Source organism: Pseudomonas sp. M2(2023) (genome assembly GCF_030263955.1).
Taxonomy (GTDB): Bacteria; Pseudomonadota; Gammaproteobacteria; order Pseudomonadales; family Pseudomonadaceae; genus Aquipseudomonas; species Aquipseudomonas asiatica.
On sequence record NZ_CP127114.1, the window covers coordinates 379,427 to 404,106 of the forward strand.

Here is a 24,680-nt window from a genome sequence, read left to right on the forward strand (position 1 = left end):
GGCTTCACCGGTAGCTCTGATTGGAATGCGGCCTCTGTGGGAGCGGGTTCACCCGCGAATGCGATGGTGGATTCACCGCCCTCTTCGCGGGTAAACCCGCTCCCACAATGGGTCTCCTCAGTCTGTGACTACAGGTTCTACCTCAGGTCTTCGCGATCAACAGAATTCAAGGCAGGTAAGAAATGAGCGCTATCAACGTCTTCCAGCAAAACCCCGGTGCCGAGGCCAAGGCCCAGTCGCCACTGCACCACGCCGACCTGGCCAGCCTGGTTGGCAAAGGCCGCAAGAACGCAGGCGTAACCCTGCGTGAACGCAAGTTCCTCGGCCACCTGACCATTCGTGGCGATGGCCACGACCCGGAGTTCGCTGCCGGCGTGCACAAGGCCCTGGGCCTGGAGCTGCCGGTGGCACTGACCGTGGTCGCCAACAACGAAATGTCGCTGCAATGGATGGGCCCCGACGAGTGGTTGCTGATCGTCCCGGGTGGCCAGGAGTTTGCCGTTGAGCAAAAGCTGCGCGCAGCCCTCGAAGGCCAGCACATCCAGGTGGTCAATGTCAGCGGCGGGCAGAGCCTGCTGGAACTGCGCGGCCCGAACGTGCGCGAAGTGCTGATGAAATCCACCAGCTATGATGTTCACCCGAACAACTTCCCGGTGGGCAAGGCAGTCGGCACCGTGTTCGCCAAGTCGCAACTGGTGATCCGCCGCACCGCCGAAGATACCTGGGAGCTGGTGATTCGCCGCAGCTTCGCCGACTACTGGTGGCTGTGGCTGCAGGACGCTTCGGCCGAGTACGGCCTGAGCATCGAGGCTTAAGGAGAACAGAACATGAGTCGGGCACCGGATACCTGGATTCTCACCGCCGACTGCCCGAGCATGCTCGGCACCGTCGACGTGGTGACGCGTTACCTCTTCGAGCAGCGCTGCTACGTGACGGAGCACCACTCCTTCGATGACCGGCTGTCGGGGCGTTTCTTCATTCGCGTGGAGTTCCGCCAGCCGGATGATTTCGATGAAGCCGGCTTCCGGGCCGGCCTTGCCGAGCGCAGCGAGGCGTTCGGCATGACCTTCGAGCTGACCGCACCTAACCATCGCCCCAAGGTGGTGATCATGGTGTCCAAGGCCGACCACTGCCTTAACGACCTGCTGTATCGCCAGCGTATCGGTCAGCTGGCCATGGACGTGGTCGCGGTGGTATCCAACCACCCTGATCTCGAACCACTGGCACACTGGCACAAGATTCCTTACTACCACTTTGCCCTCGACCCCAAGGACAAGCCCGGGCAAGAGCGCAAGGTACTTCAGGTGATCGAGGAAACCGGCGCCGAACTGGTGATTCTTGCGCGCTACATGCAGGTGCTGTCACCGGAGCTGTGCCGGCGTCTGGATGGCTGGGCGATCAATATTCACCACTCGTTGCTGCCAGGGTTCAAGGGTGCCAAGCCTTATCACCAGGCGTACAACAAGGGCGTGAAGATGGTTGGCGCTACGGCACACTACATCAACAACGACCTGGACGAAGGCCCGATCATCGCCCAGGGCGTGGAGGTGGTCGACCACAGCCATTACCCCGAAGACCTGATTGCCAAAGGGCGCGACATCGAGTGCCTGACCCTGGCGCGAGCGGTGGGGTATCACATCGAGCGACGAGTGTTCCTCAATGCGAACAGGACTGTGGTGCTCTGACCGCGTCTAGCTTTTATCGCGGGCATGGGCTTTCAGGGTTTCGCGGATGGCTGTAACGAACCTCTGGCGCATGTCCGCACCCAGTTTGTTGCCTGGGATTGGATCGCCGTCGCGGTCCACCCAGCCTGCTTTGAACTCGTGAAGATCCATGTCTTCGGCTTCTTCGTCGAAGTCGTAGCCGGGACCATAAGCCGCGTAATAGAAGATCTTATCGGCGTCCAGAAAGTACCGCTGTTTGCCGAACAATGCTGCTTCGATGTCTGGGTCGAAGCCCTGCTGCCTGGCAGCCTCGACCCAGTAGGGCCAGAAGGCGTCCTCGGGGCGCTCAGTATCCGTCATGGTGGTTCTCCAGTTTGATAGACGATGGGTTACTGCATCCCTATCGAAACACTCGGTCGCCGACGTATTGCGGTAGATATTCATCGTCCCGGGCATGCGCGCGACCACCACCTGGCCGATTGCCGTTCAGAGGCATTTGCCTGTCGTTTCCAGTCAGCGCATCCGTCCCCATCAGGCCCACAATTCCCTGCATTCCAGTAACACATGCCGCCCACGGATGGCGGCGCGTTCAACCACCGCTGCATAAATATAAATCAAGCGAGGTAAGAGCATGTCTGGCAATCGTGGAGTGGTATATCTCGGCGCCGGCAAGGTCGAGGTGCAGAAGATCGACTACCCGAAAATGCAGGACCCACGCGGCAAGAAGATCGAGCACGGCGTGATCCTGAAGGTGGTCTCCACCAACATCTGCGGCTCCGACCAGCACATGGTCCGCGGCCGCACCACTGCCCAGGTCGGCCTGGTCCTGGGCCACGAAATCACCGGTGAGATCGTCGAGAAGGGCCGTGACGTCGAGCGCATGCAGATTGGCGACCTGGTCTCGGTGCCATTCAACGTCGCCTGTGGCCGCTGCCGCTCCTGCAAGGAAATGCATACCGGTGTCTGCCTCACTGTCAACCCTGCCCGCGCTGGCGGTGCCTATGGTTACGTCGACATGGGCGACTGGACCGGCGGCCAGGCCGAGTACGTGCTGGTGCCGTACGCTGACTTCAACCTGCTGAAACTGCCCGAGCGCGACAAGGCCATGGAGAAGATCCGTGACCTGACCTGCCTATCTGACATCCTGCCTACTGGTTACCACGGTGCCGTGACTGCCGGTGTAGGCCCAGGCAGCACCGTCTACGTTGCTGGCGCCGGCCCGGTCGGTCTGGCTGCCGCTGCCTCGGCGCGCCTGCTGGGTGCTGCTTGCGTCATCGTCGGCGACCTCAACCAGGCCCGTCTGGCTCACGCCAAGTCCCAGGGCTTCGAAGTGGTCGACCTGTCCAAGGATACCCCGCTGCACGAGCAGATCGTCGATATCCTCGGTGAGCCGGAAGTGGACTGCGCCGTCGACGCCGTCGGCTTCGAAGCCCGCGGCCATGGCCATGAAGGTGCCAAGCATGAAGCCCCGGCCACCGTGCTGAACTCGCTGATGCAGGTTACCCGCGTTGCCGGCAACATCGGTATCCCGGGCCTGTACGTGACCGAAGACCCGGGTGCGGTGGATGCTGCCGCCAAGATCGGCGCGCTGAGCATTCGCTTTGGCCTGGGCTGGGCCAAGTCGCACAGCTTCCACACCGGCCAGACCCCGACCATGAAGTACAACCGCCAGCTGATGCAGGCAATCATGTGGGATCGAATCAACATCGCTGAAGTGGTTGGTGTGCAGGTGATCAACCTGGATCAGGCGCCGGAAGGTTATGGCGAGTTCGATGCAGGTGTACCGAAGAAGTTCGTGATCGACCCGCACAAGATGTGGGGTGCGGCGTGATGCCATGATGTAACGAGAAGCCCCTCATACTGAGGGGCTTTTTGCATGGGTGCGCCAGCGCATTAAGCTTGTCTGTAGCGGCCGTGCTGGTGATTTGGTGGTGGCGAGACGTGATGCAATACTTAATTTCTTCGAGCATTGCTCATTATTGCCCAAACAGCCAGCCCGACAATTATCCCGCCAAAAAGAACCCCGAATATCCCTCCAAGCATATTGGAGCTGCGTCTGTCTCCAATGATACGGTTAACTCTGACTTCGCTAGGTTGAGTCGGTTTTCTGACCGCAGGGGTGTGGATCTTATCAATATTCGAAAAAACGGGTTCAACGGGTTTTTCTGGGGCGATTGTCAAAGCTTTGGAGCCAGTCGATGTAGATGCTGGAGCAGTACCTGCTAATGTGGAGGGATTTGCAGTTATCGTGGTGGCGTTATTTGCAATGTTATTAAAGCCTGCTTTTTTTCTGCTGGCGCCTTTTCCTACGAATCCGTGACCCCCATTAATAGCAAAATTGACCGATGCTTTCTTGAACGAGTTGAAAGCGCGGAAAAGCAGCAACCGGGAAGATTCACCCGTTGGGTCATCCCGATTGATAGGGTCTCCCACGCAGTAGGCATATGAATTCAGACCGCCTTTTCCGAATGGGCTCGACGGGTCTTCGGTGCACAAGCGCATAAGTCCGGGTGAGTGAAACCGACGCCCCGCACCCAGGGGGTTCCCTTGAGTAACCCGGTCATACCTCTGCCCAGTGAATCCCAGCAACGCTTCCAATCTGTCGGTGGCCAAGTATCCATAGGGTGAATACGCCATTGGCCAAGAACCAATACCGAGGACTGAATTGGCAAGGTCAACTCGAAGCATCTTTGCCGATGGTGCCTGATCCAGTTGGGCTAGCGCCATGTCATTTGCCCATAACAAGCGACGATTGCCCTGCGCGGCTATTTCAGTTGTCAGATTCTCACTCTTGTAGAAGTGCAGGCTACGCTGGGGAGCCAGACCCTGATCGTTCTTGCTTGTGGAAGAGGTAGGCATGATGGTGACCTGAGTGGTGATTGCTGTGTCGATTACTTTGCGGGTCCTGTAAAACCATCACAACTAGCAGTTTTAACAGGTCGTGAGCACTGTGGCGGATTGCAAAGGTGGTCGACAGCCGGGTCGGAACAAACCTGCAAAAAGCCAGTCAGATGTCGCGTTTCCCAGGCCATCCCGGCCCACGAGGTCCCACCCGATGAAAGCATTCACCTTGGCAACCTTGATGACCCTGGCCGCAAGCCCGGTGTTCGCCTTCAACCTCAGCGACGCCGCTAACGCCGTGTCGGCCATGCAGAACCAGAATCAAAGCCAGCAAGGCCAGGTGCAGGCACCCGAGGCGCAGGCAAACCTGCTCAACACCTTGGGTAGCCAATTGAATATCACCCCAGAGCAGGCCGTGGGCGGGGCAGGGGCCATGCTGGGGCTGGCGCGCAACAACCTGAGTTCCGACGACTACGGTCAGCTGACCAAGGCCGTGCCAGGGCTGGACCTGCTTGCCGGGGCCAATGCACTGGGTGGCTTGAGTGGCTTGGGTGAGTTGCTGGGCAAGAACAGCGAGAGCCAGTCGGCGTTGAGCAATGCGCTGGGCAACAATGTGGAAAACCGCAGCGACCTGGACAATGCGTTCAAGGCGCTGGGCATGGATACCGGGATGATCGGGCAGTTTGCGCCGTTGCTGCTGCAGTACCTGGGGCAGCAGGGGATTGCCGGGTCGCTGTTGCAGAACCTGGGGAGTTTGTGGACCACTCCTGCTCCATTGACCCGACCTTCGGTCTGAGGGTTTTGCCAGCATCACAGCCTTGAAGGCTGACGCTGTACCTGTTGTGGGAGCGGCCTAGCGTCGCGAAAGGGGCGCGAAGCGGCCCCAGGGTTTCGGCATAATTGCAGAGATTGCTGGGGCCGCTTTGCGGCCCTTTCGCGACGCAAGGCCGCTCCCACAAAAAGGCAGATTTGCGTCGGGTCAGCAGATCAGGTCGCTTCGGTGAAATCCACCAGCCGCACCGGGCGGCGGAAGCCGGCGGTCAGTACTGCCAAGTACGCAAGACCCAGCGCAAACCAGCACAGGCCAATCACCAAGGTAAGCGCCGACAGGCTGGTCCACAGCCACAGTGTCAGCCCCAACCCCACCATCGGCACCAGGCCATAGCTCAGCAGCCCTTTGAGGCTGCGCTGCGAGCCATCGTCCACCAGGTGGGTCTTAACCACCGCCAGGTTCACTGCCGAAAACGCCACCAGCGCACCAAAGCTGATCAGCGAGGCAAGGGTCGCCAGGTCGATTATCAACGCCAGCAACGAGAACGCCGAAACCAGCAGAATGGCGAACACCGGCGTGCCAAAGCGCGGTGACAGGTAGCCGAACGTTCGCTGCGGCAGCACCTTGTCACGACCCATGGTGAACAGAATGCGCGACACCGCCGCCTGCGAGGCCAGCGCCGAGCCCAGGCTCCCAGCTACATAGGCCGCAGTGAAGAAGTTGGCCAGGAATTGCCCACCCGCCTTGAACATTACCTCGTTGGCCGCCGCATCGGCATTGGCAAAGGTGGTGCCGGGCAGTACCAGTTGGCTGACATAGGCCAGCACGGTGAACAGCACGCCGGCGAACAGGGTGGTGAGGATGATTGCCCGTGGCACATCGCGGCGGGCATCGCGGCATTCTTCGGCCAAGGTCGAGACAGCGTCAAAGCCGAGGAACGAGAGGCACAGCACCGCCGCACCAGCCATCAGCGCGCCGAAGCCCGGCTGCGAGCCGTCGCCCAGCAGTGGCGAAAGCAGGTCGAGCGGTTGGCCGGCCAGGGACTGGCAGGACAGGGCGACGAACACCACGATGAAGACGATCTGTGCACCGACGATCAGGTTGCTGGTCTTGGCCACAGAGTGAATTCCGACCACGTTGAGCACCGTGACCAGGGCGATAGCAGCCAGTGCGATCGACCACGCAGGGATGGCCGGAAAGGCGATGTTCAGGAACAGGCCGATCAGCAGGTAGTTGATCATCGGCAGGAACAGGTAGTCGAGCAGCAGCGACCAGCCGGCCAGGAAGCCCACGTTCGGGCCGAAGGCCATGTTGGTGTAGGAGTACGCCGAGCCCGCGACCGGGAAGCGTTTGACCATGAAGCTGTAGGAGGTGGCGGTGAACAGCATGGCCACCAGGGTGACGATATAGGCGCCGGCCGTGCGGCCACCAGTAAGTTCGGTGACGATGCCGTAAGTGGTGAAGATGGTCAGCGGGACCATGTACACCAGGCCGAAGAATACCAGGGCGGGCAGGCCGAGGACACGGCGGAGCTGGACGGGGGTGGAGCTGGGTGGGTTGGCCATCGTTCGATCCAGAGCTTTTTTGTAGTTGTGCTTTGGTCGATTTTTATCCACTTAGGTGGGGTGTGACAAAGAAGTAATCCTAATGCTGATTATTAGCCAGGTTTTTAATCGGATTCTTGTAATGCCTGTACCGGCCTCTTCGCGGGTAAACCCGCTCCTACAGGGGGCTCACAGGTCTTGAGTACTGCGCAGTACCTGTGGGAGCGGGTTTACCCGCGAAGAGGCCTGGTCAGGCAATGGAAATCTCAGCCCATCTCCACCCGCAGCTGCTCGATCCGCAAGTCCTTCTCAACCCACAACTGGTTCACCCAGGCCTGCACGGTCTGCCTGAACTCAGCATCATTCTCGTAATCCCCCGCCCACAGCATCGGGTCCAGTTCACGTACACGAATGTCGATAATCACCCGGCTGATGCTGCCATTGAGCAAATCCCAGAACCCCGGCGCCTTGTTGCCGGGGTACACGATGGTCACGTCCAGCAAGGCATCCAGCTGCTCGCCCAATGCCGCCAGCACGAACGCCACGCCACCAGCCTTGGGCTTGAGCAGGTAGCGATAGGGCGATTGCTGCTCGCGGTGCTTGGCCTCGGTAAAGCGTGTGCCTTCCAGGTAGTTCACCACGGTCACCGGCTGGCGTTTGAACAGCTCGCAGGCCGCCTTGGTGATCTCTAGATCCTTGCCCTTGAGCTCTGGGTGTTTCTCCAGGAAGGCCTTGCTGTAGCGCTTCATGAACGGGTAATCCAGGCCCCACCAAGCCAGGCCCAGCAACGGCACCCAGATCAGCTCCTTCTTCAGGAAGAACTTGAAGAACGGTGTACGGCGGTTGAGGCTCTCGATCAGCGCCGGGATATCGACCCAGGTCTGGTGGTTGCTGACGGCTAGGTACGAGGTGTCCTTGCGCAGGTTCTCGACGCCGCGGATATCCCACTGGGTAGGAATGCACAGGGCAAAGATGGCCTTGTCGATCTCCGACCAGGTCTCGGCCACCCACATCACCGCCCACGAGGCATAGTCACGCCCACGCCCCGGCAGCACCAGTTTGAGCAGGGCGAAGACCAGCAGCGGGCAGATCAACACCAGGGTGTTGAGCAGCAGCAGGGTGGTAGTGAGGATGCCGGTCAGCAGGCGACGCATAAAGAGACTCTTGTTGTGGGAGATAAACGGTTGGCAATGATAAGCAGGGCAGTGGCCTACGCCAAATTTCCAGTGCCCTGCGGCGAGGACAAATGTTTCACATTATGTTGGATAGGCTTGTGACAGCGAACCTATCCTGCCAGTGCAGTCTAAGCACTGACTCTCCTCAAGGAAGCTTGCCTGTGAAACCTCTGCTTGCCCTGTTGTCGTTGTTGGCGCTGCCGGTCATGGCCGCCGAGCCCACAATCTATGGCCGTTACGAGAACATAGCCCTGCCCGAACTGGGCGAAACCCTGAAAGCCAAGATGGATACCGGTGCCTTCACCGCGTCGCTGTCGGCCAAGGACATCGAGCTGTTCACCCGTGATGGCGACGAGTGGGTGCGCTTCCGTCTGGCCACCAAGGACTCGGACGGCAAGGTGTATGAGCACAAGGTCTCGCGCATCAGCAAGATCAAGGGCCGTGCCGATGAAGAGGAGGAAGGCGATGCGCCGGAAATCTCCAAGCGCCCGGTGGTCGACCTGGAGCTGTGCCTGGGGGACGTGAAGCGCACCGTCGAGGTCAACCTGGTGGACCGCAGCAGCTTCAACTACCCGTTGCTGGTGGGCTCCAAGGCTTTGCGCGAGTTCAAGGCGGCGGTCAACCCGGCCAAGAAGTTCACCGCTGGCAAGCCTGACTGCTGATCGCAAGCCACCTGTGCCGGCCTCTTCGCGGGCTTGCCCGCGAAGAGGCCGGTAAGTTAAAAGTCCAGTCTGCCCCCAGTTAGGCCGGACGCCATGCCCCACATCCTCATCGTCGAAGACGAAGCCGCCATCGCCGACACCTTGGTCTATGCCCTGCAGGCCGACGGCCATAGCACCGAATGGGTAACCCTGGGCAGCGCCGCCCTCGACCAGCAGCGCCAGCGCCCGGCCGACCTGGTCATCCTCGATATCGGCTTGCCCGATATCAGTGGCTTCGAAACCTGCCGTCAGCTGCGCCGCTTCAGCGAAGTACCGGTAATGTTCCTCAGCGCCCGCGACAGCGAAATCGACCGGGTGGTGGGACTGGAAATCGGCGCAGACGACTATGTGGTCAAACCCTTCAGCCCGCGTGAAGTGGCGGCGCGAGTACGGGCGATCCTCAAGCGCATGGGCCCCAGGGTCGAGCCAGCTGTCGAGACCACGCTGTTCCAGCTCGATACCTTACGCATGCAGATCACCTACCGCAGCCAGCCTCTTCCCCTTACCCGCCACGAATTCCGCCTGCTGCAATGCCTGCTCGAGCAACCGCACCGGGTATTCAGCCGCGAACAGTTGCTCGACGCTGTGGGCGTGGCCTCTGACGTGGGGTACGAGCGCACCATCGACAGCCATATCAAGAGCCTGCGCGCCAAGCTGCGCCAGGTGGCCAGCGACGCCGAACCGATCCAGACCCACCGCGGCCTCGGCTACAGCTACAGCCCGGACCATGCCTGATGCGCCTGGGTATCCGGATCTTCCTGGTGTACTTCCTGTTCGTCGGGCTGGCGGGCTACTTTCTGCTCAACACGGTGCGTGAACAGATCCGTCCGGTAGTGCGACAGTCCTCGGAAGAAACGCTGGTGGACACCGCCAACCTGCTGGCCGAGATCCTGCACGATGACGTCAAGGCCGGCACCCTGAACCAGAGCCGCTTGCCCGAAGTGCTCAAGGCCTACGGCTCGCGCAGCCCGGGTGCGCAGATCTGGGGCCTGGCCAAGAACCAGGTCAGCCACCGCATCTATGTCACCGACGCCAAGGGCACCGTGCTGCTGGACTCCAGCGGCGAGGACCTGGGCAAGGACTACTCGAAGTGGAATGACGTGTACCTGACCTTGCGGGGCCAGTACGGCGCCCGCTCCACCCGCAGCGACCCCGACGATGAAAGCACGTCGGTGATGCACGTGGGCGCACCGATCATCGACGAGGGCAAGATCATTGGCGTGGTCACAGTGGCCAAGCCCAACAGCTCGCTGCAACCGTACATCGACCGTTCCGAACGGCGCTTGCTGACCCTGGGCCTGGGGTTGATCGGCCTGGGCCTGCTGATCGGTGCCGCGTTGTCATGGTGGCTGGCGCGCTCGCTGCGCCGGCTGGCCCACTACGCTCAGGCGGTCAGCGAGGGCGAGCGCGCCGCTCTGCCGCATTACAAGGGTGGTGAACTGGCGCACCTGGCCCAGGCGGTCGAGCGCATGCGCACCCAACTGGAAGGCAAGGCTTATGTCGAGCGGTATGTGCATACCCTGACACACGAGCTGAAAAGCCCGCTGGCGGCCATTCGTGGCGCTTCCGAGCTGTTGCAGGGCGATGACATGCCGGCTGACCAGCGGGCGCGCTTTGCCGGCAACATCGAGCGCGAGAGCGAGCGTTTGCAGCAGATGATCGACCGCCTGCTCAACCTGGCCCGGGTCGAGCAGATGCAGGCGCTGGAGGATGAGCAGCAGGTGGCGCTGGCGGCATTGGTGGACGAGTTGCTGTTGGCCCATGCGGCGCGTATCGAAGGTGCCGATTTGCAGGTGCGCCAGCGGGTGCCGGCTGGTTTGCGCTTGTTGTGTGACCCATTCCTGATGCGCCAGGCGCTGGCCAACCTCCTCGACAACGCGTTGGACTTCACCCCGGAGGGCGGCGCGCTGCTGTTCGACCTGGAGCGCGATGGCGAGCGGGTGGCGCTGAGTGTGTTCAACCAGGGGCAGGCGATACCTGCCTACGCCATTGGGCGGGTGAGCGAGCGGTTCTACTCGCTGCCGCGGCCGGGGAGTGGGCGCAAGAGCACCGGGTTGGGGCTTAATTTTGTGGCCGAGGTGATGCAGCTGCATGGCGGGGCGTTGGCTGTGGATAACGTCGATGGAGGGGTGCGGGTGAGGTTGTGGCTGCCGGTGCGGCGTATCAGCTGACATTGCCGGGGCTGCTGCGCAGCCCCAAAAACACACAATCTCCACACCATCTCCCCGAGGCCTCCACGCAAGGCGCAGACACTGCGCCCACTGCCACAGGAGGCCCCATGAACAAGACCCTCGGTTTCAAACTCGGCATGATCGCCGTATTGATGTTGCTGCTGCTCGTCCCGCTACTGCTGATCAGCGGCCTGATCGGTGAACGCCAGGCCCTGCGCGACAGTGTGCTGCGCGATATCGCCCAGAGCGCCAGCTTCGACCAGCAACTCAGCGGCCCGCTGCTGGTGGTGCCCTACCGCAAGTACCAGCGCCGCTGGATCGAAAAGGACGGCGAGCGCACCCAGGAAACCAGCACCATTGCCGGCCACCTGTACTTCCTGCCGGAAACCTTCGCCGCCGACCTTGGCGTGGACACCGAACTGCGCGCCCGTGGCATCTACCAGGCCCGGCTGTTCCACGCCAAGGGCCGTATCAGTGGCCGCTTCAAGCTCCCGGAACGCTGGGGCATCGACAAGGATTTCGACGACTACCGCTTCGACAAGCCGTTCCTGGTGGTGGGTATCAGCGATATCCGCTGCATCGAGAACGGCCTTGAGCTGAGCATCGGCGAGCAGAAAGTACCGTTCGAAGCCGGTACCCGGCTCGACTGGATGCGCGGCGGCGTGCACGCCAGCCTGCCGGGGCTGGACGGCCTGCAGGCGCGTGAATTCAGCTATGGTTTCGATCTCGCACTGCAAGGCACCGGCCAGCTGCATGTAGTGCCGGTGGGCCGCACCAGTGCCGTGGACCTGCGTGCCAACTGGCCGCACCCGAGTTTCGTCGGCAACTACCTGCCCAGTCGCCGCGATATCGAGGCCCACGGCTTCAGTGCCCACTGGCAGACCTCGTTCTTTGCCACCAACCTCGAAGACGCCCTGCGCCAGTGCGCCACCGCCGGGCAGTGTGCGGACTTCAGCGAGCGCAGCTTCGGCGTCAGCTTCGTCGACCCGGTGGACCAGTACCTGAAGAGCGAGCGGGCGATCAAGTACGCCTTGCTGTTCATCGCCCTGACCTTCGCCGGCTTCTTCCTGTTCGAAGTGCTGAAGAACCTCAGCGTGCACCCGGTGCAGTACATCCTGGTGGGGGTGGCGCTGGCGTTCTTCTACCTGCTGTTGCTGTCGTTGTCCGAGCACATCGGCTTTGGTTTGGCGTATGGGCTGTCAGCTTCGGCGTGTGTGCTGCTGATCGGCTTCTACCTGAGCCATGTGTTGCGCAGCCTGGGGCGTGGAGTGGGCTTTGCGGTGGGGTTGGCGGCGTTGTATGCGCTGCTCTACGGGCTGCTGAGTGCCGAGGACTATGCGCTGTTGATGGGCTCGTTGCTGTGCTTTGGCCTGCTGGGGGTATTCATGGTGCTGACCCGGCGGCTGGATTGGGCCCGGGTGGGGAGGGTGGCATGAGGGAGGACAGAGAGATCGGGCGGTGGTTGGCTCTCAGAATCGGGCAGCTGTTTCCTTTGATACCGAGGTAAGGCCTTCGCGGGTGAACCCGCTCCCACAGGTACGGCGCACATTTCGAACCTGGCGCTATTCCTGTGGGAGCGGGCATGCCCGCGAAGAGGCCCTTCAGGCCACCGGAGAGGTTGCGACCATCGATGGCCGCTTGACCACCTCGGCATACCACGCAGCCAAGCCAGGCTGGTGCTCACGCCAGCCAAACTCGGGCTGGCGCAAATCCAGATACCCCAGCGCACAGGCCACGCCAATCGCTGCCAGGTCGAACCCGGACATCAACTCGGGCAAATGCTCCTGCTCCAGATTGGCCAGGCTACGGCGGATCTTGTCGCCCTGTGCCTGCAGCCAACCATCCCAGCGCTTGTCTACAGGGCGCAGGAAACTCTCGTAGCGGCTCGACACCGCCGCATCCATGATGGCATCGGCCTGCGACACCAGCGTCATGCGCCGCCAGCGTGCCGAGCCTTCGCGCGGCAGCAGCGGCAGGCCGACGTGCTGCAGGTCGAGGTACTCGCAGATCACCCGGCTGTCATGCAGCACGGTGCCGTCTTCCAGGCGCAGGGCCGGGATCTTGCCGATCGGGTTGTCCTGGTTGAGCTGTGGGTCGCCGCTGACCGGGCTGATGTTCACCGGCTGCAGCTGCACGCGCTCAAGTTGGCCGGTCTCGTGCAACACCACCATGACCTTGCGCACGAAAGGCGACAACGGCGAGTGGAACAGGGTCATCGTGCTCATGCTTCAGTTATCCTGCAGGCTCGGTGGAAGGCACACGCCGGTACCGCCGATACCGCAATAGCCGTCCGGGTTCTTTGCCAGGTACTGCTGGTGGTAGGCCTCGGCGAAGTACACGGTCGGTGCCTGATCGATTTCGGTGGTGATCTCACCGAAGCCGGCCTTGCTCAGTTCGGCCTGGAAGGCGTCGCGGCTGGCCTTGGCCTGTTCCAGCTGTTCAGGGCTGGTGCAGTAGATGGCCGAGCGGTACTGGGTGCCGATGTCGTTGCCCTGGCGCATGCCCTGGGTCGGGTTGTGCAGTTCCCAGAACATCGCCAGCAGCTCGCGGTAGCTGACCTTGTCCTTGTCGAACACCACCAGCACCACTTCGGTGTGGCCGGTCAGGCCCGAGCACACTTCCTCGTAGGTGGGGTGGGGGGTGAAGCCACCTGCGTAGCCGACCACTGTGCTGACTACGCCTTCACGTTGCCAGAAGCGACGCTCGGCGCCCCAGAAGCAACCGAGGCCGAAGATGGCGAAGTCGATGGCGCCTTCGAAGAAAGGGCCGAGCAGCGGCGTGTCTTTGAACACATAGTGGAACTCGGGCAGGCTCATTGGCGTTTCGCGGCCAGGCAGGGCCTGTTCCGCGGTTGGCATGACGTTTTTGTTCACCAGGATTTCCGAACGCAGGACCATGGCCGTTCCTCTGTAGATCTTTGAGATGGGGGCATTCGCGGGTAAACCCGCTCCCACAGGTCCTGCACAGATTTCGAATATTGTGATGTACCTGTGGGAGCGGGTTCACCCGCGAAGGGGCCCGTATGGGCTCTATAGTGCCCGAGGTTTGCGCGGCTGTCAGGCCACTGGGCCACGCGGATAGCGCTTCAGCCGTTCAGCCAGCTCGCGCCCCGGAATCGGCCGGTCGAACAGGTAGCCCTGGCCCACGTCGCAGCGGTGCCGACGCAGGAACGCCAGCTGCTCCGGTGTCTCTATACCCTCGGCCACCACCTTCAGCTTGAGGTTGTGAGCCATGGCTACCACCGCCGAGGTGATTTCCATGTCGTCCTGGTTGTCCGGGATCTCGTTGATGAAGCTGCGGTCGATCTTGAGGATGTCGATCGGAAACTTCTTCAGGTAGCTCAGCGACGAATAACCGGTGCCGAAATCGTCCATGGCCAGGGTCAGGCCCAGGGCCTTCAGTTCATCCAGCTGGCGGTGGGTATCTTCGGTGGCCTCCAGCAGCAGGCCTTCGGTCAGCTCCAGCTCCAGCAGGTGCGGGGGCAAGGCTTCTTCCTCAAGGATCGTGCTGATCGATGCCACCAGGTCCGGGTCGGAGAACTGCTTGGGGGACAGGTTGATGGCCACATGCAGGTTGCCCATGCCGGCTTCGCGCAGTTGCTGGCTCATGCGGCACGACTGGCGCACCACCCATTTGCCGATGGGGATGATCAGGCCGGTTTCTTCCGCCACGCTGATGAACTGGTCCGGGCGGATCATGCCGCGTTCGGGGTGGTTCCAGCGCAGCAGTGCTTCCAGCCCCAGCAGGCGGCCGCTGCGCAGGCACAGCTTGGGCTGGTAGAACACCTCCAGCTCGTTCTGGGTCAGGGCACGACGCAGGTTGTTCTCGACGAACAGCTTGTAGCTGGCTTCGGCATTGAGCACTTCGGTAAACACCTGCACCTGATGCTTGCCGTTGGCCTTGGCCTTGTGCAGCGCCAGGCCGGCGTTCTTCATCAGGCTGGCCGGGTCGGCGCCATGCAGTGGCGCGCAGGCCAAGCCCACCGAGGCGGTGACGTTGATCAGCTGGTTGTCGACGAACATCGGTTTGTCGAGGGTGCGCAGCAATTGCTGGGCGACGCCCTGGCCATCTTCAAGGCTTGTATCGTCGAGCAGTACGGCGAACTCGTTACTGGCAAAGCGCGCCAGGATACCGCCGGAGTGCAAGCTGTTGCGCAGGCGCCGGGCCAGGCTGATCAGCAGCTTGTCGCCGGTCTGGTGGCCGAGGCTGTCGTTGATGCGCTTGAAGTTGTCGATGTCCACCAGCAGCAGGCACATCGAGTATTCGCCATCACGGGCAAAGCGCTCGTCCAGGCTGCGAATGAACGCCGGGCGGTTGCCCAGGTTGGTCAGGTTGTCGGTGTAGGCCAGGCGCTCGATGCGCTGCTGGGCCAGCTTCGTCTGGGTGACGTCTTCGTAGATGCCGATGTAGTGGGTCAGCTCACGGTTGTCGCCATATACCTTGGAAATCGAAAGCTGCCCCCAGTAGGGTTCGAGGTTCTTGCGCCGGCTCTTGAACTCGCCCTGCCAGCTGTTACCCATGGCCAGGCTCGACGGCGAGTCGAACAGCAGCTCGCTCAGGTTCTCCAGCGCTGGCAGCTCAGCCAGGTGGCGGCCTTGCACTTCTTCGGTGCTGTACTGGGTGATGGCAGTAAAACTGGGATTGACGTATTCCACCACACCGTCGCGGTTGACCAGCAGGAAGGCGCTGGCGCTTTGCTCGACTGCGCGCTGGAACAGGTGCAGGGCGCTGGCGGCGGTGCGCCGGTTGTGGTTGGTGATGACCTGGGCGAACTGGTCGGCCAGTTCGCCGGCAAAAGCGATTTCGTCCGACTGCCAGGCCCGTGTCTGGCCGGTCTGCTCCAGGCACAGCACGCCGACAACCTGGCCATCGACACGGATACTGGCATCGAGCATGGCCTTGTTATCCGGGCACAGGCTTTGCGTCAGGGCGCGGGTCCGCGGGTCGTGGCTGGCATTGTGGGCGTCGATGGCGCGGCTGGCGTGCAACGCGTCAAGGTAGTCGGGGAAGCGGCTGGCATCGATGGCTTCGGGCTGGCGGTGTTCTTGCGCGTCCCGGTACCAGGCGATGATCGGCTCCAGGCGCTGGTCTTCAAGGTGCCAGATACTCGCAATATCGACCTTGTAGATTTCGCAGGCGCTCTGGGTAATCAGCTGGGCGGCTTCCCGCAGAGAGTTGCCTGCGCTGTAGCGCTGGCGGGCCAGGCGCAGGATCAGGTCTTGCTGGCCACGTACCCGCTCCAGGTGCTCGAGTTGTTCCTGCTGCGCGCGCTGGTTCAGTTGCAGTGCCAGTTGCAGGCGGTTGTTGCGCGATTCCAGGTCGCTGGCACCGGCCTCGCTGGTATCTTCGGCGAGGTCGTCGAGCACGCTCAGGAAGCCGCGCAACAGATGGCGGTTGTGCTGCTTGTAGGCTTCCCCAGCCTCCAGCAGGCGTAGCGAAGCAGTTGGCGTGTGCAAGGTGTAGCGCACGCGGTAGTAGCCGCGCTGGGCCAGTTGCAGCTGGATCTCGTCGTGCAGCCGGTAGCGGGCCTCGGGTTCCATCAGGCTGGCGTAGGGTGCGTCTACCAGGGCGCAGAGCTCGCCAGCGTGCAGGCCGAACTGGCGCTCGCAGGCCGGGTCGAGGTAGAGCATGGCCCAAGTGGCTTCGTTGAGCCTTTCGAAGCGCAGCATGCCGAGCCGCGAGGGCACGGGTAACTGCGTGACGACCTCGGCCGCCACACGGCTGGCGGCATCGGGTTGGCTTTTCATCGAAGACTCGCTTGAAGAGGAAACGCGGCCTTTGGGGGCGGCAGGTCTGGCAAGGTTGCATCATGTCCCGGGGGCTGGCAAGCAGCCATGCGTGATGCTGTGGACGGGTTATCGGCTGGTGGGCGGGAATCTGTAGTCTGGCTGATATTTCCGGGGCCGCTTTGCGACCCCAATGTGCCTTATGCGAGGCAAAAAAAAGCCCCGCCAATCGACGGGGTTGAGGTACGAGCGTGGCAGCTCGAAAAGCATACTGCCCCTCGCAGGGAGGGGCAGCGGGCTGCCTTACAGCAGCATGGTGCGGATATCGCCCAGCACGTCGCCCAGGCGCTTGGTGAAGCGCGCGGCGGCAGCGCCGTTGATCGCACGGTGATCGTAGGACAGCGACAGCGGCAGCATCAGCTTCGGCTGGAAGGCCTTGCCATCCCAGACTGGCTGCATGGTCGCCTTGGAGACGCCCAGGATCGCCACTTCCGGCGCGTTGACGATCGGCGTGAAGCCGGTGCCGCCAATGTGGCCGAGGCTGGAGATGGTGAAGCAGGCGCCTTGCATCTCGTCGGCCGACAGCTTCTTGGTGCGGGCTTTTTCGGCCAGCGCAGCCGCTTCGGCAGCCAGTTGCAGCAGGCTCTTCTGGTCGACGTTCTTGATCACAGGGACCAGCAGGCCGTCCGGGGTGTCCACGGCAAAGCCGATGTGGACGTACTTCTTGCGGATGATGGCCTTGCCGCTTGGCGCCAGCGAGCTGTTGAAGTCTGGCAGTTCCTTGAGCAGGAAGGCGCAGGCCTTGAGCAGCAGGGGCAGCACGGTCAGCTTAACGCCAGCCTTCTCGGCCACGGCCTTCTGCGCAACGCGGAAGGCTTCCAGCTCGGTGATGTCGGCGGAGTCGAACTGGGTCACGTGCGGCACGTTCAGCCAGCTGCGGTGCAGGTTGGCAGCACCGACCTGCATCAGGCGGGTCAGGGCCACTTCTTCCACTTCACCGAACTTGCTGAAGTCCACGGCAGGGATCGGCGGGATGCCGGCGCCACCGGTTGCGCCGGCGGCTGCCGGTGCTTCCTTGGCCTTCTGCATCATCGCCTTGACGTAGACCTGCACGTCTTCTTTCAGGATGCGGCCGTGCGGACCGGTCGCGGCAACCGCGCCCAGGTCGACGCCGAATTCACGGGCCAGCTGACGAACCGCCGGGCCTGCGTGAACCTTGGCGTTGCTACCGGCAGCCGGTGCGGTAGCAACCGGTGCAGGAGCAGCAGACGGGGCAGCAGCGGCAGGTGCGGCGGCCGGAGCCGCTTCAGCCTTGGCCGGGGCAGCAGCGGCAGGTGCCGGAGCAGCAGCCGGGGCAGCACCCGCGACTTTCAGCTTGAAGATCAGGTCGCCAGTGCCGACTTCGTCTTCCAGCTTGCACAGGACTTCTTCGACCACGCCGGCAGCCGGCGACGGGATTTCCATGGAGGCCTTGTCGGACTCCAGGGTAATCAGCGACTGGTCGGCTTCGACGGTGTCGCCGACCTTGACCAGCACTTCGATGATCTTGGCCTTGCCCGACGAACCGATGTCCGGCACGTGGATGTCCTGCACGCTGGCGGCAGCCGGGGCTGCTGCCGGAGCTGGGGCAGGGGCGGCTTCGGCGGCCGGAGCCGGCGCAGCAGCCTGGGCCGGAGCCTCAGGGGCCGCTGCAGCGGCGCCCTCGGCTTCCAGGACCAGCAGCTCGTCGCCTTCTTTCAGGCGGTCGCCCAGCTTGACCTTCAGTTCCTTGATGACGCCGGCTTTCGGGGCCGGGATCTCCATGGAGGCCTTGTCGGACTCCAGGGTCAGCAGGCTCTGGTCAGCCTCGATACGATCACCGACCTTGACGAACAGCTCGATGATTTCACCTTCACCGCTGCCGATGTCAGGTACGCGAATGAGTTCGCTCACTTAAAAATACTCCTCAGCAGTCCAGTGGGTTGCGCTTGTCCGGGTCGATACCGAACTTGACGATAGCGTCTGCAACAACCTTTGGTTCGATCTCGCCGCGGTCAGCCAGGGCTTCCAGGGCAGCCAGCACCACGAAGTGGCGGTCGACTTCGAAGAAGTGACGCAGCTTCTTGCGGCTGTCGCTGCGACCGTAACCGTCGGTACCCAGGACCTTGAACTCTTTGCTCGGTACCCACTGGCGAATCTGCTCGGCGAACAGCTTCATGTAGTCGGTGGAGGCGATGACCGGGCCCTTGCGACCGTTCAGGCACTGCTCGACGTAAGTCTGCTGTGGCTTCTGGCCAGGTTTCAGGCGGTTGGCGCGTTCCACGGCCAGGCCGTCGCGACGCAGTTCGTTGAAGCTGGTGACGCTCCACACGTCGGCACCAACGTTGAACTCTTCACGCAGGATCTTCGCTGCTTCGCGGACTTCGCGCAGGATGGTGCCGGAGCCCATCAGCTGTACGTGGTGCGCGGCTTCGCGGGTGTCTTCTTCCAGCAGGTACATACCTTTGATGATGCCTTCCTCGACACCGGCCGGCATGGCTGGCTGCTGGTAGGATTCGTTCATCACGGTGATGTAGTAGAAGATGTCCTGTTGCTCTTCGGTCATCTTCTTCATGCCGTCCTGGATGATCACCGCCAGCTCGTAGCCGTAGGTCGGATCATAGGTGCGGCAGTTCGGGATGGTGCCCGCCATCATGTGGCTGTGACCGTCTTCGTGCTGCAGGCCTTCACCGTTCAGGGTGGTACGGCCGGCAGTACCGCCGATCAGGAAGCCACGGGTGCGGCTGTCGCCAGCGGCCCAGGCCAGGTCGCCAATACGCTGGAAGCCGAACATCGAGTAGAAGATGTAGAACGGCAGCATCGGCTGGTTGTGGCAGCTGTACGAGGTACCGGCAGCGATGAACGACGACATGGCGCCGGCTTCGTTGATGCCTTCCTCGAGGATCTGGCCCTTCTTGTCTTCGCGGTAGAACATCACCTGGTCTTTATCGACTGGCTCGTAGAGCTGGCCGACCGACGAGTAGATGCCCAGCTGGCGGAACATGCCTTCCATACCGAAGGTACGGGCTTCGTCCGGGATAATCGGGACGATGCGCTGGCCGATTTCCTTGTCCTTGACCAGCTGCGCCAGAATACGCACGAAGGCCATGGTGGTGGAGATTTCGCGGTCGCCCGAGCCATCCAGGATCGCTTTCAGCGTTTCCAGTGGAGGGGTCGGTACGCTGAAGCTCTTGGCGCGGCGCTGTGGCACGAAACCACCCAGGGCAGCACGGCGCTCGGCCAGGTACTTGGCTTCGGCAGAACCTTCTTCCGGCTTGAAGAACGGCAGGTTCTCCAGGTCGGCATCCTTGACCGGGATGTCGAAGCGGTCACGGAAGTGACGCAGGCTGTCGACGTCGACCTTCTTGGTGTTGTGCGCGGTGTTCTTGGCTTCGCCGGCACCGGTACCGTAACCCTTGATGGTCTTGGCCAGGATGACGGTAGGCTGGTCCTTGTGATTGACCGCCTGGTGGTACGCCGCGTAGACCTTGTACGGGTCGTGGCCGCCACGGTTGAGCTTCCAGATCTCTTCGTCGGACAGGTCTTCGACCATGGCCTTGAGCTCTGGGGTGTTGAAGAAGTTTTCACGAACGTACGCGCCGTCTTTGGCTTTGTAGTTCTGGTACTCGCCGTCGATGACTTCGTCCATGCGGCGCTGCAGGGCACCGTTGGTGTCCTTGGCGAACAGTGGGTCCCAGAAGCGGCCCCACACGACCTTGTTGACGTTCCAGCCACCGCCACGGAACACGCCTTCGAGTTCCTGGATGATCTTGCCGTTGCCGCGAACCGGGCCGTCGAGGCGCTGCAGGTTGCAGTTGATGACGAAGATCAGGTTGTCCAGCTTCTCGCGGCCGGCCAGGGCGATTGCGCCCAGGGATTCCGGCTCGTCGCACTCGCCGTCACCCATGAAGCACCAGACCTTCTGCTTGCCGGCCGGGATGAAGCCGCGGGCTTCCAGGTACTTCATGAAACGTGCCTGGTAGATGGCCTGGATCGGGCCCAGACCCATCGAAACGGTCGGGAACTGCCAGAAGTCAGGCATCAGCCATGGGTGCGGGTACGAAGACAGGCCGTTGCCGTCCACTTCCTGACGGAAGTTGTTCATCTGGTCTTCGCTGATGCGGCCTTCCATGAACGCACGGGCGTAGATGCCTGGCGAAGCATGGCCCTGGAAGAAGATCAGGTCGCCGCCGTGTTCTTCGGTCGGGGCCTGGAAGAAGTAGTTGAAGCCGATGTCGTACAGGGTGGCGCTGGAGGCGAAGCTGGAGATGTGTCCGCCCAGGTCCGAGTCTTTCAGGTTGGTACGCATGACCATGGCCAGGGCGTTCCAACGCACCATCGAGCGAATGCGGCGTTCCATGAACAGGTCGCCAGGCATGCGTGCTTCGTGGGTGACAGGGATGGTGTTGCGGTATGGCGTGGTGATCGCATACGGCAGCTGGGAGCCACTACGGGTGGCCAGCTCGCCCATACGGGTCATCAGGTAATGAGCGCGGTCTTCGCCTTCTTTGTCGAGGACCGACTCCAGGGCATCCAGCCATTCCTGGGTTTCGATTGGATCGAGGTCTTGCATGGCTTGCTCCAGGGCGGAAAGGCAACCAGAATCGATTGCCTGAGATTGCGACTGGCCTTATGGGCAGACGTCGTGAATTCTTGGATTACCGGGGTGTCCTCCGGCGCCGTGTAGTTTTACTACATTTGCTTTCGCATTTCATGCTTTTACACGACACGAGTAGTAGTAAAACTACATTTGTGCGACGTTTCGTCGCATGCTGGCTTGTGAGGAAAAACGTTCATGTTGGTTGGCATTGTGTCGCGAACGGGTAATTCTTGATGTTTGTTGCCATTTTTTCGCTTCTTTCAGCTATTTCCAACTTTTGTACGACAGTCCAACCGTGGTCCGGCTTCCCCTTGGCCGCTTCTTCCCCTCTATTTCACGCCGATCAAGGATAGACCATGCGCCTACCTTTGCCGTCCGATCTGCCCGCTACCCTGCAGCCGCTGGTCGCGCGCAACCAGCAATTCATCAGCGATGCTGTGGCTGCCCACCCGGAACTCGACCTCCAGGCCTGGAGCCCGCTGCACCGGCAACAGTTCGATCAGGTAGCCGCCGCCAGCGACTTCGTGCTCGGCCTGGTCCGGCGCGAGCCGGCCATGCTGTTCGGCCTGCTGGCCAGTGGCGAGCTGGATCGGCGTTACGCCGCGGGTGAACTGCGCGGGCACATCGCTGCAGCCGCCCAGGCGGCGCAGAGCGAGGACGAGCTGGCGCGCAACCTGCGCCGCGAGCGCAACCGCCAACAGCTGCGCATCATCTGGCGCGACATCACCCGCCAGGCCGCGCTGGGCGAAACCTGCCGCGACCTGTCCGACCTGGCCGACGCCGCCATCGACGAAGCCTACCAATGGCTGTACCCGCGCCACTGCCAGCAGTTCGGCACGCCTGTCGGCAACCGCAGCGGCCAGCCGCAGCACATGGTGGTGCTGGGCATGGGCAAGCTGGGTGCAGTGGAGCTGAACCTGTCGTCGGACATCGACCTGATCTTCGCCTTCCCCGAAGGCGGCGAAACCGAAGGGGTGAAGCGCTCGCTGGACAACCAGGAGTTCTTCACCCGCCTGGGCCAGCGCCTGATCAAGGCGCTGGACCCGGTCACCGTCGACGGTTTCGTGTTCCGCGTCGACATGCGCCTGCGCCCGTATGGTTCGGCCGGCGCGCTGGTGCTCAGCTTCAATGCCCTGGAGCAGTACTACCAGGACCAGGGCCGTGACTGGGAACGCTACGCGATGATCAAGGCGCGGGTTGTGGCCGGCGACCAGGCGACCGGGGCACAGTTGCAGGAGATGCTGCGGCCGTTCGTGTACCGCCGCTACCTGGACTTTTCCGCGATCGAAGCGCTGCGCACCATGAAGCAGCTGATCCAGCAGGAAGTGCGGCGCAAGGGCATGGCCGACAACATCAAGCTGGGTGCCGGTGGCATTCGCGAGGTGGAATTCATCGCCCAGGCCTTCCAGCTGATCCACGGCGGGCGCGACCTCAGCCTGCAACAGCGGCCACTGCTGAAAGTGCTGGCCACCCTCGAGGGCCAGGGCTACCTGCCGCCAGCCGTGGTCGCCGAGTTGCGCGAGGGCTATGAGTTCCTGCGCTATACCGAACACGCCATCCAAGCCATCGCCGACCGCCAGACGCAGATGCTGCCGGACAACGAGATCGATCAGGCGCGGGTGGCCTACATGCTTGGCTATGCCGACTGGCAAAGCTTCCATGACCAGCTGACGCACTGGCGTAGCCGTATTGACTGGCACTTCCGCCAAGTGATCGCCGACCCGGATGATGAAGACGGCGAGGGCGAGCTGGTGGTGGGGGGGGAATGGTCACCGCTGTGGGAGCAGGCACAGGATGAAGATGCGGCTGGCCGTCAGCTGCAAGAGGCCGGATTCCGGCAGCCTGCCGAAGCCCTGCGGCGCCTGGCCGCGCTGCGCTCCAGCCCGCAGTTGCGTTCGATGCAGCGGATTGGCCGTGAGCGCCTGGACGCCTTTATCCCACGGTTGCTGGCCCAGGCTGTGGAACATGACAACCCCGACCTGGTGCTCGAGCGCGTGCTGCCGCTGGTCGAGGCCGTGGCACGGCGTTCCGCCTACCTGGTGCTGCTCACCGAAAACCCCGGGGCCTTGCGCCGCTTGCTGACACTGTGCGCCGCCAGCCCGTGGATTGCCGAGCAGATTGCCCGCTACCCGCTGCTGCTCGACGAGCTACTTAACGAAGGCCGCCTGTTCAGCCCGCCACTGGCGCCGGAGCTGGCCAGCGAACTGCGCGAACGCCTGACGCGCATCCCTGAGGACGACCTGGAACAGCAAATGGAGGCGCTGCGCCACTTCAAGCTGGCCCACAGCCTGCGCGTGGCCGCTTCGGAAATCAGCGGCAACCTGCCGCTGATGAAAGTCAGCGACTACCTGACCTGGCTGGCCGAGGCCATCCTCGACCAGGTACTGGCCCTCGCCTGGCGCCAGACCGTGACCCGCCACGGCCAGCCCAAGCGCAGCGACGGCAGCCTGTGCGACCCGGGCTTCATCATCATCGGCTACGGCAAGGTAGGTGGCCTGGAGCTGGGCCACGGCTCGGACCTGGACCTGGTATTCATCCATGACGGCGACCCGCAGGCGGAAACCGACGGCGCCAAGCCGATCGACAGTGCGCAGTTCTTCACGCGCCTCGGCCAGCGCATCATTCACCTGCTGACCACCCAGACCAACTCGGGCCAGCTGTATGACGTGGACATGCGCCTGCGCCCGTCGGGTGCCTCGGGTCTGCTGGTGAGCTCGCTGGGAGCGTTCGAGCGCTATCAGCAGAACGAGGCCTGGACCTGGGAGCACCAGGCCCTTGTGCGGGCCCGGGTGCTGGTGGGCTGCAAGCAGGTGGGCACGGCGTTCGAAGGTGTGCGCGCCAAGGTGTTGGGCCAGGCCCGCGACCTGGAAAAACTGCGCAGCGAAGTGAGCGAAATGCGCGCCAAGATGCGCGACAACCTCGGCACCAAGGCCACCGCTGCCGGTACCGCGGCCAACGCCTTCGAGGCCGGTGTACCGTTCGATATCAAGCAGGATGCCGGCGGTATCGTCGATATCGAATTTATGGTGCAATACGCCGCTTTGGCCTGGTCCCACGACCACCCGGCCATACTCCGATGGACCGATAACATCCGCATTCTGGAAGAGCTGGAGCAGGCGGGTTTGATGCCGGCCAGTGACGCGGTGCTGTTGCGTGAAGTGTACAAGGCGTTCCGCTCGGCCTCGCACCGCCAGGCCCTGCAGAAGCAGGCCGGGGTTATCGATGCGGCGCAGTTTGCCGATGAACGCCGTGAGGTGCGGCGGATCTGGGGTGAATTGGGCCTTACCTGAAGGCCCCGCCAACCCTGTGGGAGCGGGTTCACCCGCGAATAAGGCCACGCGGTGCCTGGCACCGGCTTCGCCGGTGTTCGCGGGTAAACCCGCTCCCACAGGGTCTGCAATCAGCGGCGGATATGCCTGAGTGGTACACTGTCCGCCACATAGCCTGAATATAAAGAGGGGAGGCCAG

Annotated in this window: 18 protein-coding genes; 9 read left to right on the forward strand and 9 right to left on the reverse strand. The window is 62.4% G+C overall.

Features of this window, described 5'->3' with window-relative positions; translation table 11 throughout:
• Positions 1-182 precede the first annotated feature (182 nt).
• Positions 183-815 carry a sarcosine oxidase subunit gamma gene (locus tag QN085_RS01760; RefSeq protein WP_013970521.1) on the forward strand — a complete coding sequence of 211 codons (633 nt, stop codon included), beginning with the start codon at positions 183-185 and terminating at the stop codon, positions 813-815.
• Between the two features lie 12 nt (positions 816-827).
• A complete protein-coding gene (gene purU / locus QN085_RS01765) occupies positions 828-1,685 on the forward strand; it encodes a formyltetrahydrofolate deformylase (protein WP_013970522.1) in 858 nt (285 codons plus the stop codon).
• 6 nt (positions 1,686-1,691) lie between these two features.
• Here the strand turns inward: purU and QN085_RS01770 are convergent, their stop codons facing one another.
• Positions 1,692-2,024 (reverse strand): hypothetical protein, encoded by a 333-nt coding sequence (locus QN085_RS01770; RefSeq protein ID WP_023660605.1) that lies wholly within the window; start codon positions 2,022-2,024, stop codon positions 1,692-1,694.
• A 271-nt stretch (positions 2,025-2,295) separates the two neighbouring features.
• Between QN085_RS01770 and fdhA the strand changes: the two genes are divergently transcribed.
• Positions 2,296-3,495 carry a formaldehyde dehydrogenase, glutathione-independent gene (gene fdhA, locus QN085_RS01775; RefSeq protein ID WP_023660606.1) on the forward strand — a complete coding sequence of 400 codons (1,200 nt, stop codon included), beginning with the start codon at positions 2,296-2,298 and terminating at the stop codon, positions 3,493-3,495.
• A 122-nt stretch (positions 3,496-3,617) separates the two neighbouring features.
• On the opposite strand, the gene QN085_RS01780 is transcribed toward fdhA, so the two are convergent.
• On the reverse strand, positions 3,618-4,523 hold the full coding sequence (locus tag QN085_RS01780) for an RHS repeat-associated core domain-containing protein (protein WP_080563728.1): 906 nt from the start codon (positions 4,521-4,523) through the stop codon (positions 3,618-3,620).
• Positions 4,524-4,719: 196 nt separating this feature from the next.
• Here QN085_RS01780 and QN085_RS01785 point away from each other — a divergent pair, with 196 nt between their 5' ends.
• Positions 4,720-5,301, forward strand: coding sequence for a DUF2780 domain-containing protein (locus tag QN085_RS01785; protein WP_013970525.1), 582 nt, complete (start codon positions 4,720-4,722; stop codon positions 5,299-5,301).
• A gap of 191 nt (positions 5,302-5,492) precedes the next feature.
• Here QN085_RS01785 and QN085_RS01790 read toward each other — a convergent pair whose 3' ends face one another.
• Positions 5,493-6,842, reverse strand: coding sequence for an APC family permease (locus QN085_RS01790; protein ID WP_031324235.1), 1,350 nt, complete (start codon positions 6,840-6,842; stop codon positions 5,493-5,495).
• Between the two features lie 245 nt (positions 6,843-7,087).
• A complete protein-coding gene (yihG, locus tag QN085_RS01795; protein WP_013970527.1) occupies positions 7,088-7,975 on the reverse strand; it encodes a 1-acylglycerol-3-phosphate O-acyltransferase, YihG family in 888 nt (295 codons plus the stop codon).
• 182 nt (positions 7,976-8,157) lie between these two features.
• Between yihG and rloA2 the strand changes: the two genes are divergently transcribed.
• From rloA2 to creD, 4 genes are all read left to right on the forward strand, one after another.
• Positions 8,158-8,658 (forward strand): retropepsin-like aspartic peptidase RloA2, encoded by a 501-nt coding sequence (gene rloA2, locus QN085_RS01800; protein ID WP_003257529.1) that lies wholly within the window; start codon positions 8,158-8,160, stop codon positions 8,656-8,658.
• 93 nt (positions 8,659-8,751) lie between these two features.
• Positions 8,752-9,432 carry a two-component system response regulator CreB gene (creB, locus tag QN085_RS01805; protein ID WP_013970528.1) on the forward strand — a complete coding sequence of 227 codons (681 nt, stop codon included), beginning with the start codon at positions 8,752-8,754 and terminating at the stop codon, positions 9,430-9,432.
• Positions 9,432-10,868 (forward strand): two-component system sensor histidine kinase CreC, encoded by a 1,437-nt coding sequence (gene creC, locus QN085_RS01810; RefSeq protein ID WP_023660608.1) that lies wholly within the window; start codon positions 9,432-9,434, stop codon positions 10,866-10,868. Before creB ends, creC begins: the two co-directional genes overlap by 1 nt.
• A gap of 107 nt (positions 10,869-10,975) precedes the next feature.
• Positions 10,976-12,304: a cell envelope integrity protein CreD gene (gene creD, locus QN085_RS01815; protein WP_285689332.1), complete on the forward strand. Its 1,329-nt coding sequence runs from the start codon at positions 10,976-10,978 to the stop codon at positions 12,302-12,304.
• Positions 12,305-12,469: 165 nt separating this feature from the next.
• Here creD and QN085_RS01820 read toward each other — a convergent pair whose 3' ends face one another.
• From QN085_RS01820 to aceE, 5 genes are all read right to left on the reverse strand, one after another.
• A complete protein-coding gene (locus QN085_RS01820) occupies positions 12,470-13,093 on the reverse strand; it encodes a glutathione S-transferase (protein ID WP_013970531.1) in 624 nt (207 codons plus the stop codon).
• A 3-nt stretch (positions 13,094-13,096) separates the two neighbouring features.
• Positions 13,097-13,765 carry a peptide-methionine (S)-S-oxide reductase MsrA gene (gene msrA, locus QN085_RS01825; RefSeq protein ID WP_023660610.1) on the reverse strand — a complete coding sequence of 223 codons (669 nt, stop codon included), beginning with the start codon at positions 13,763-13,765 and terminating at the stop codon, positions 13,097-13,099.
• A 159-nt stretch (positions 13,766-13,924) separates the two neighbouring features.
• A complete protein-coding gene (locus QN085_RS01830) occupies positions 13,925-16,615 on the reverse strand; it encodes a putative bifunctional diguanylate cyclase/phosphodiesterase (RefSeq protein ID WP_023660611.1) in 2,691 nt (896 codons plus the stop codon).
• A gap of 282 nt (positions 16,616-16,897) precedes the next feature.
• Complete coding sequence (gene aceF, locus QN085_RS01835; RefSeq protein WP_285689336.1) at positions 16,898-18,526, reverse strand: dihydrolipoyllysine-residue acetyltransferase; 1,629 nt, start codon at positions 18,524-18,526, stop codon at positions 16,898-16,900.
• A gap of 13 nt (positions 18,527-18,539) precedes the next feature.
• Positions 18,540-21,185 carry a pyruvate dehydrogenase (acetyl-transferring), homodimeric type gene (gene aceE, locus QN085_RS01840; protein ID WP_003258640.1) on the reverse strand — a complete coding sequence of 882 codons (2,646 nt, stop codon included), beginning with the start codon at positions 21,183-21,185 and terminating at the stop codon, positions 18,540-18,542.
• Positions 21,186-21,568: 383 nt separating this feature from the next.
• Here aceE and glnE point away from each other — a divergent pair, with 383 nt between their 5' ends.
• Positions 21,569-24,502, forward strand: a complete 2,934-nt coding sequence (gene glnE / locus QN085_RS01845; RefSeq protein WP_041506298.1) for a bifunctional [glutamate--ammonia ligase]-adenylyl-L-tyrosine phosphorylase/[glutamate--ammonia-ligase] adenylyltransferase — start codon at positions 21,569-21,571, stop codon at positions 24,500-24,502.
• Positions 24,503-24,680: the final 178 nt, after the last annotated feature.

Bases quoted from the DNA above. Each gene is read 5' to 3' on its own strand.
- QN085_RS01760 (WP_013970521.1), top strand. From the start codon at position 183: ATGAGCGCTATCAACGTCTTCCAGCAAAACCCCGGTGCCGAGGCCAAG.
- purU (WP_013970522.1), top strand. From the start codon at position 828: ATGAGTCGGGCACCGGATACCTGGATTCTCACCGCCGACTGCCCGAGC.
- QN085_RS01770 (WP_023660605.1), bottom strand. From the start codon at position 2,024: ATGACGGATACTGAGCGCCCCGAGGACGCCTTCTGGCCCTACTGGGTC.
- fdhA (WP_023660606.1), top strand. From the start codon at position 2,296: ATGTCTGGCAATCGTGGAGTGGTATATCTCGGCGCCGGCAAGGTCGAG.
- QN085_RS01780 (WP_080563728.1), bottom strand. From the start codon at position 4,523: ATGCCTACCTCTTCCACAAGCAAGAACGATCAGGGTCTGGCTCCCCAG.
- QN085_RS01785 (WP_013970525.1), top strand. From the start codon at position 4,720: ATGAAAGCATTCACCTTGGCAACCTTGATGACCCTGGCCGCAAGCCCG.
- QN085_RS01790 (WP_031324235.1), bottom strand. From the start codon at position 6,842: ATGGCCAACCCACCCAGCTCCACCCCCGTCCAGCTCCGCCGTGTCCTC.
- yihG (WP_013970527.1), bottom strand. From the start codon at position 7,975: ATGCGTCGCCTGCTGACCGGCATCCTCACTACCACCCTGCTGCTGCTC.
- creB (WP_013970528.1), top strand. From the start codon at position 8,752: ATGCCCCACATCCTCATCGTCGAAGACGAAGCCGCCATCGCCGACACC.
- creC (WP_023660608.1), top strand. From the start codon at position 9,432: ATGCGCCTGGGTATCCGGATCTTCCTGGTGTACTTCCTGTTCGTCGGG.
- creD (WP_285689332.1), top strand. From the start codon at position 10,976: ATGAACAAGACCCTCGGTTTCAAACTCGGCATGATCGCCGTATTGATG.
- QN085_RS01820 (WP_013970531.1), bottom strand. From the start codon at position 13,093: ATGAGCACGATGACCCTGTTCCACTCGCCGTTGTCGCCTTTCGTGCGC.
- msrA (WP_023660610.1), bottom strand. From the start codon at position 13,765: ATGGTCCTGCGTTCGGAAATCCTGGTGAACAAAAACGTCATGCCAACC.
- QN085_RS01830 (WP_023660611.1), bottom strand. From the start codon at position 16,615: ATGAAAAGCCAACCCGATGCCGCCAGCCGTGTGGCGGCCGAGGTCGTC.
- aceE (WP_003258640.1), bottom strand. From the start codon at position 21,185: ATGCAAGACCTCGATCCAATCGAAACCCAGGAATGGCTGGATGCCCTG.
- glnE (WP_041506298.1), top strand. From the start codon at position 21,569: ATGCGCCTACCTTTGCCGTCCGATCTGCCCGCTACCCTGCAGCCGCTG.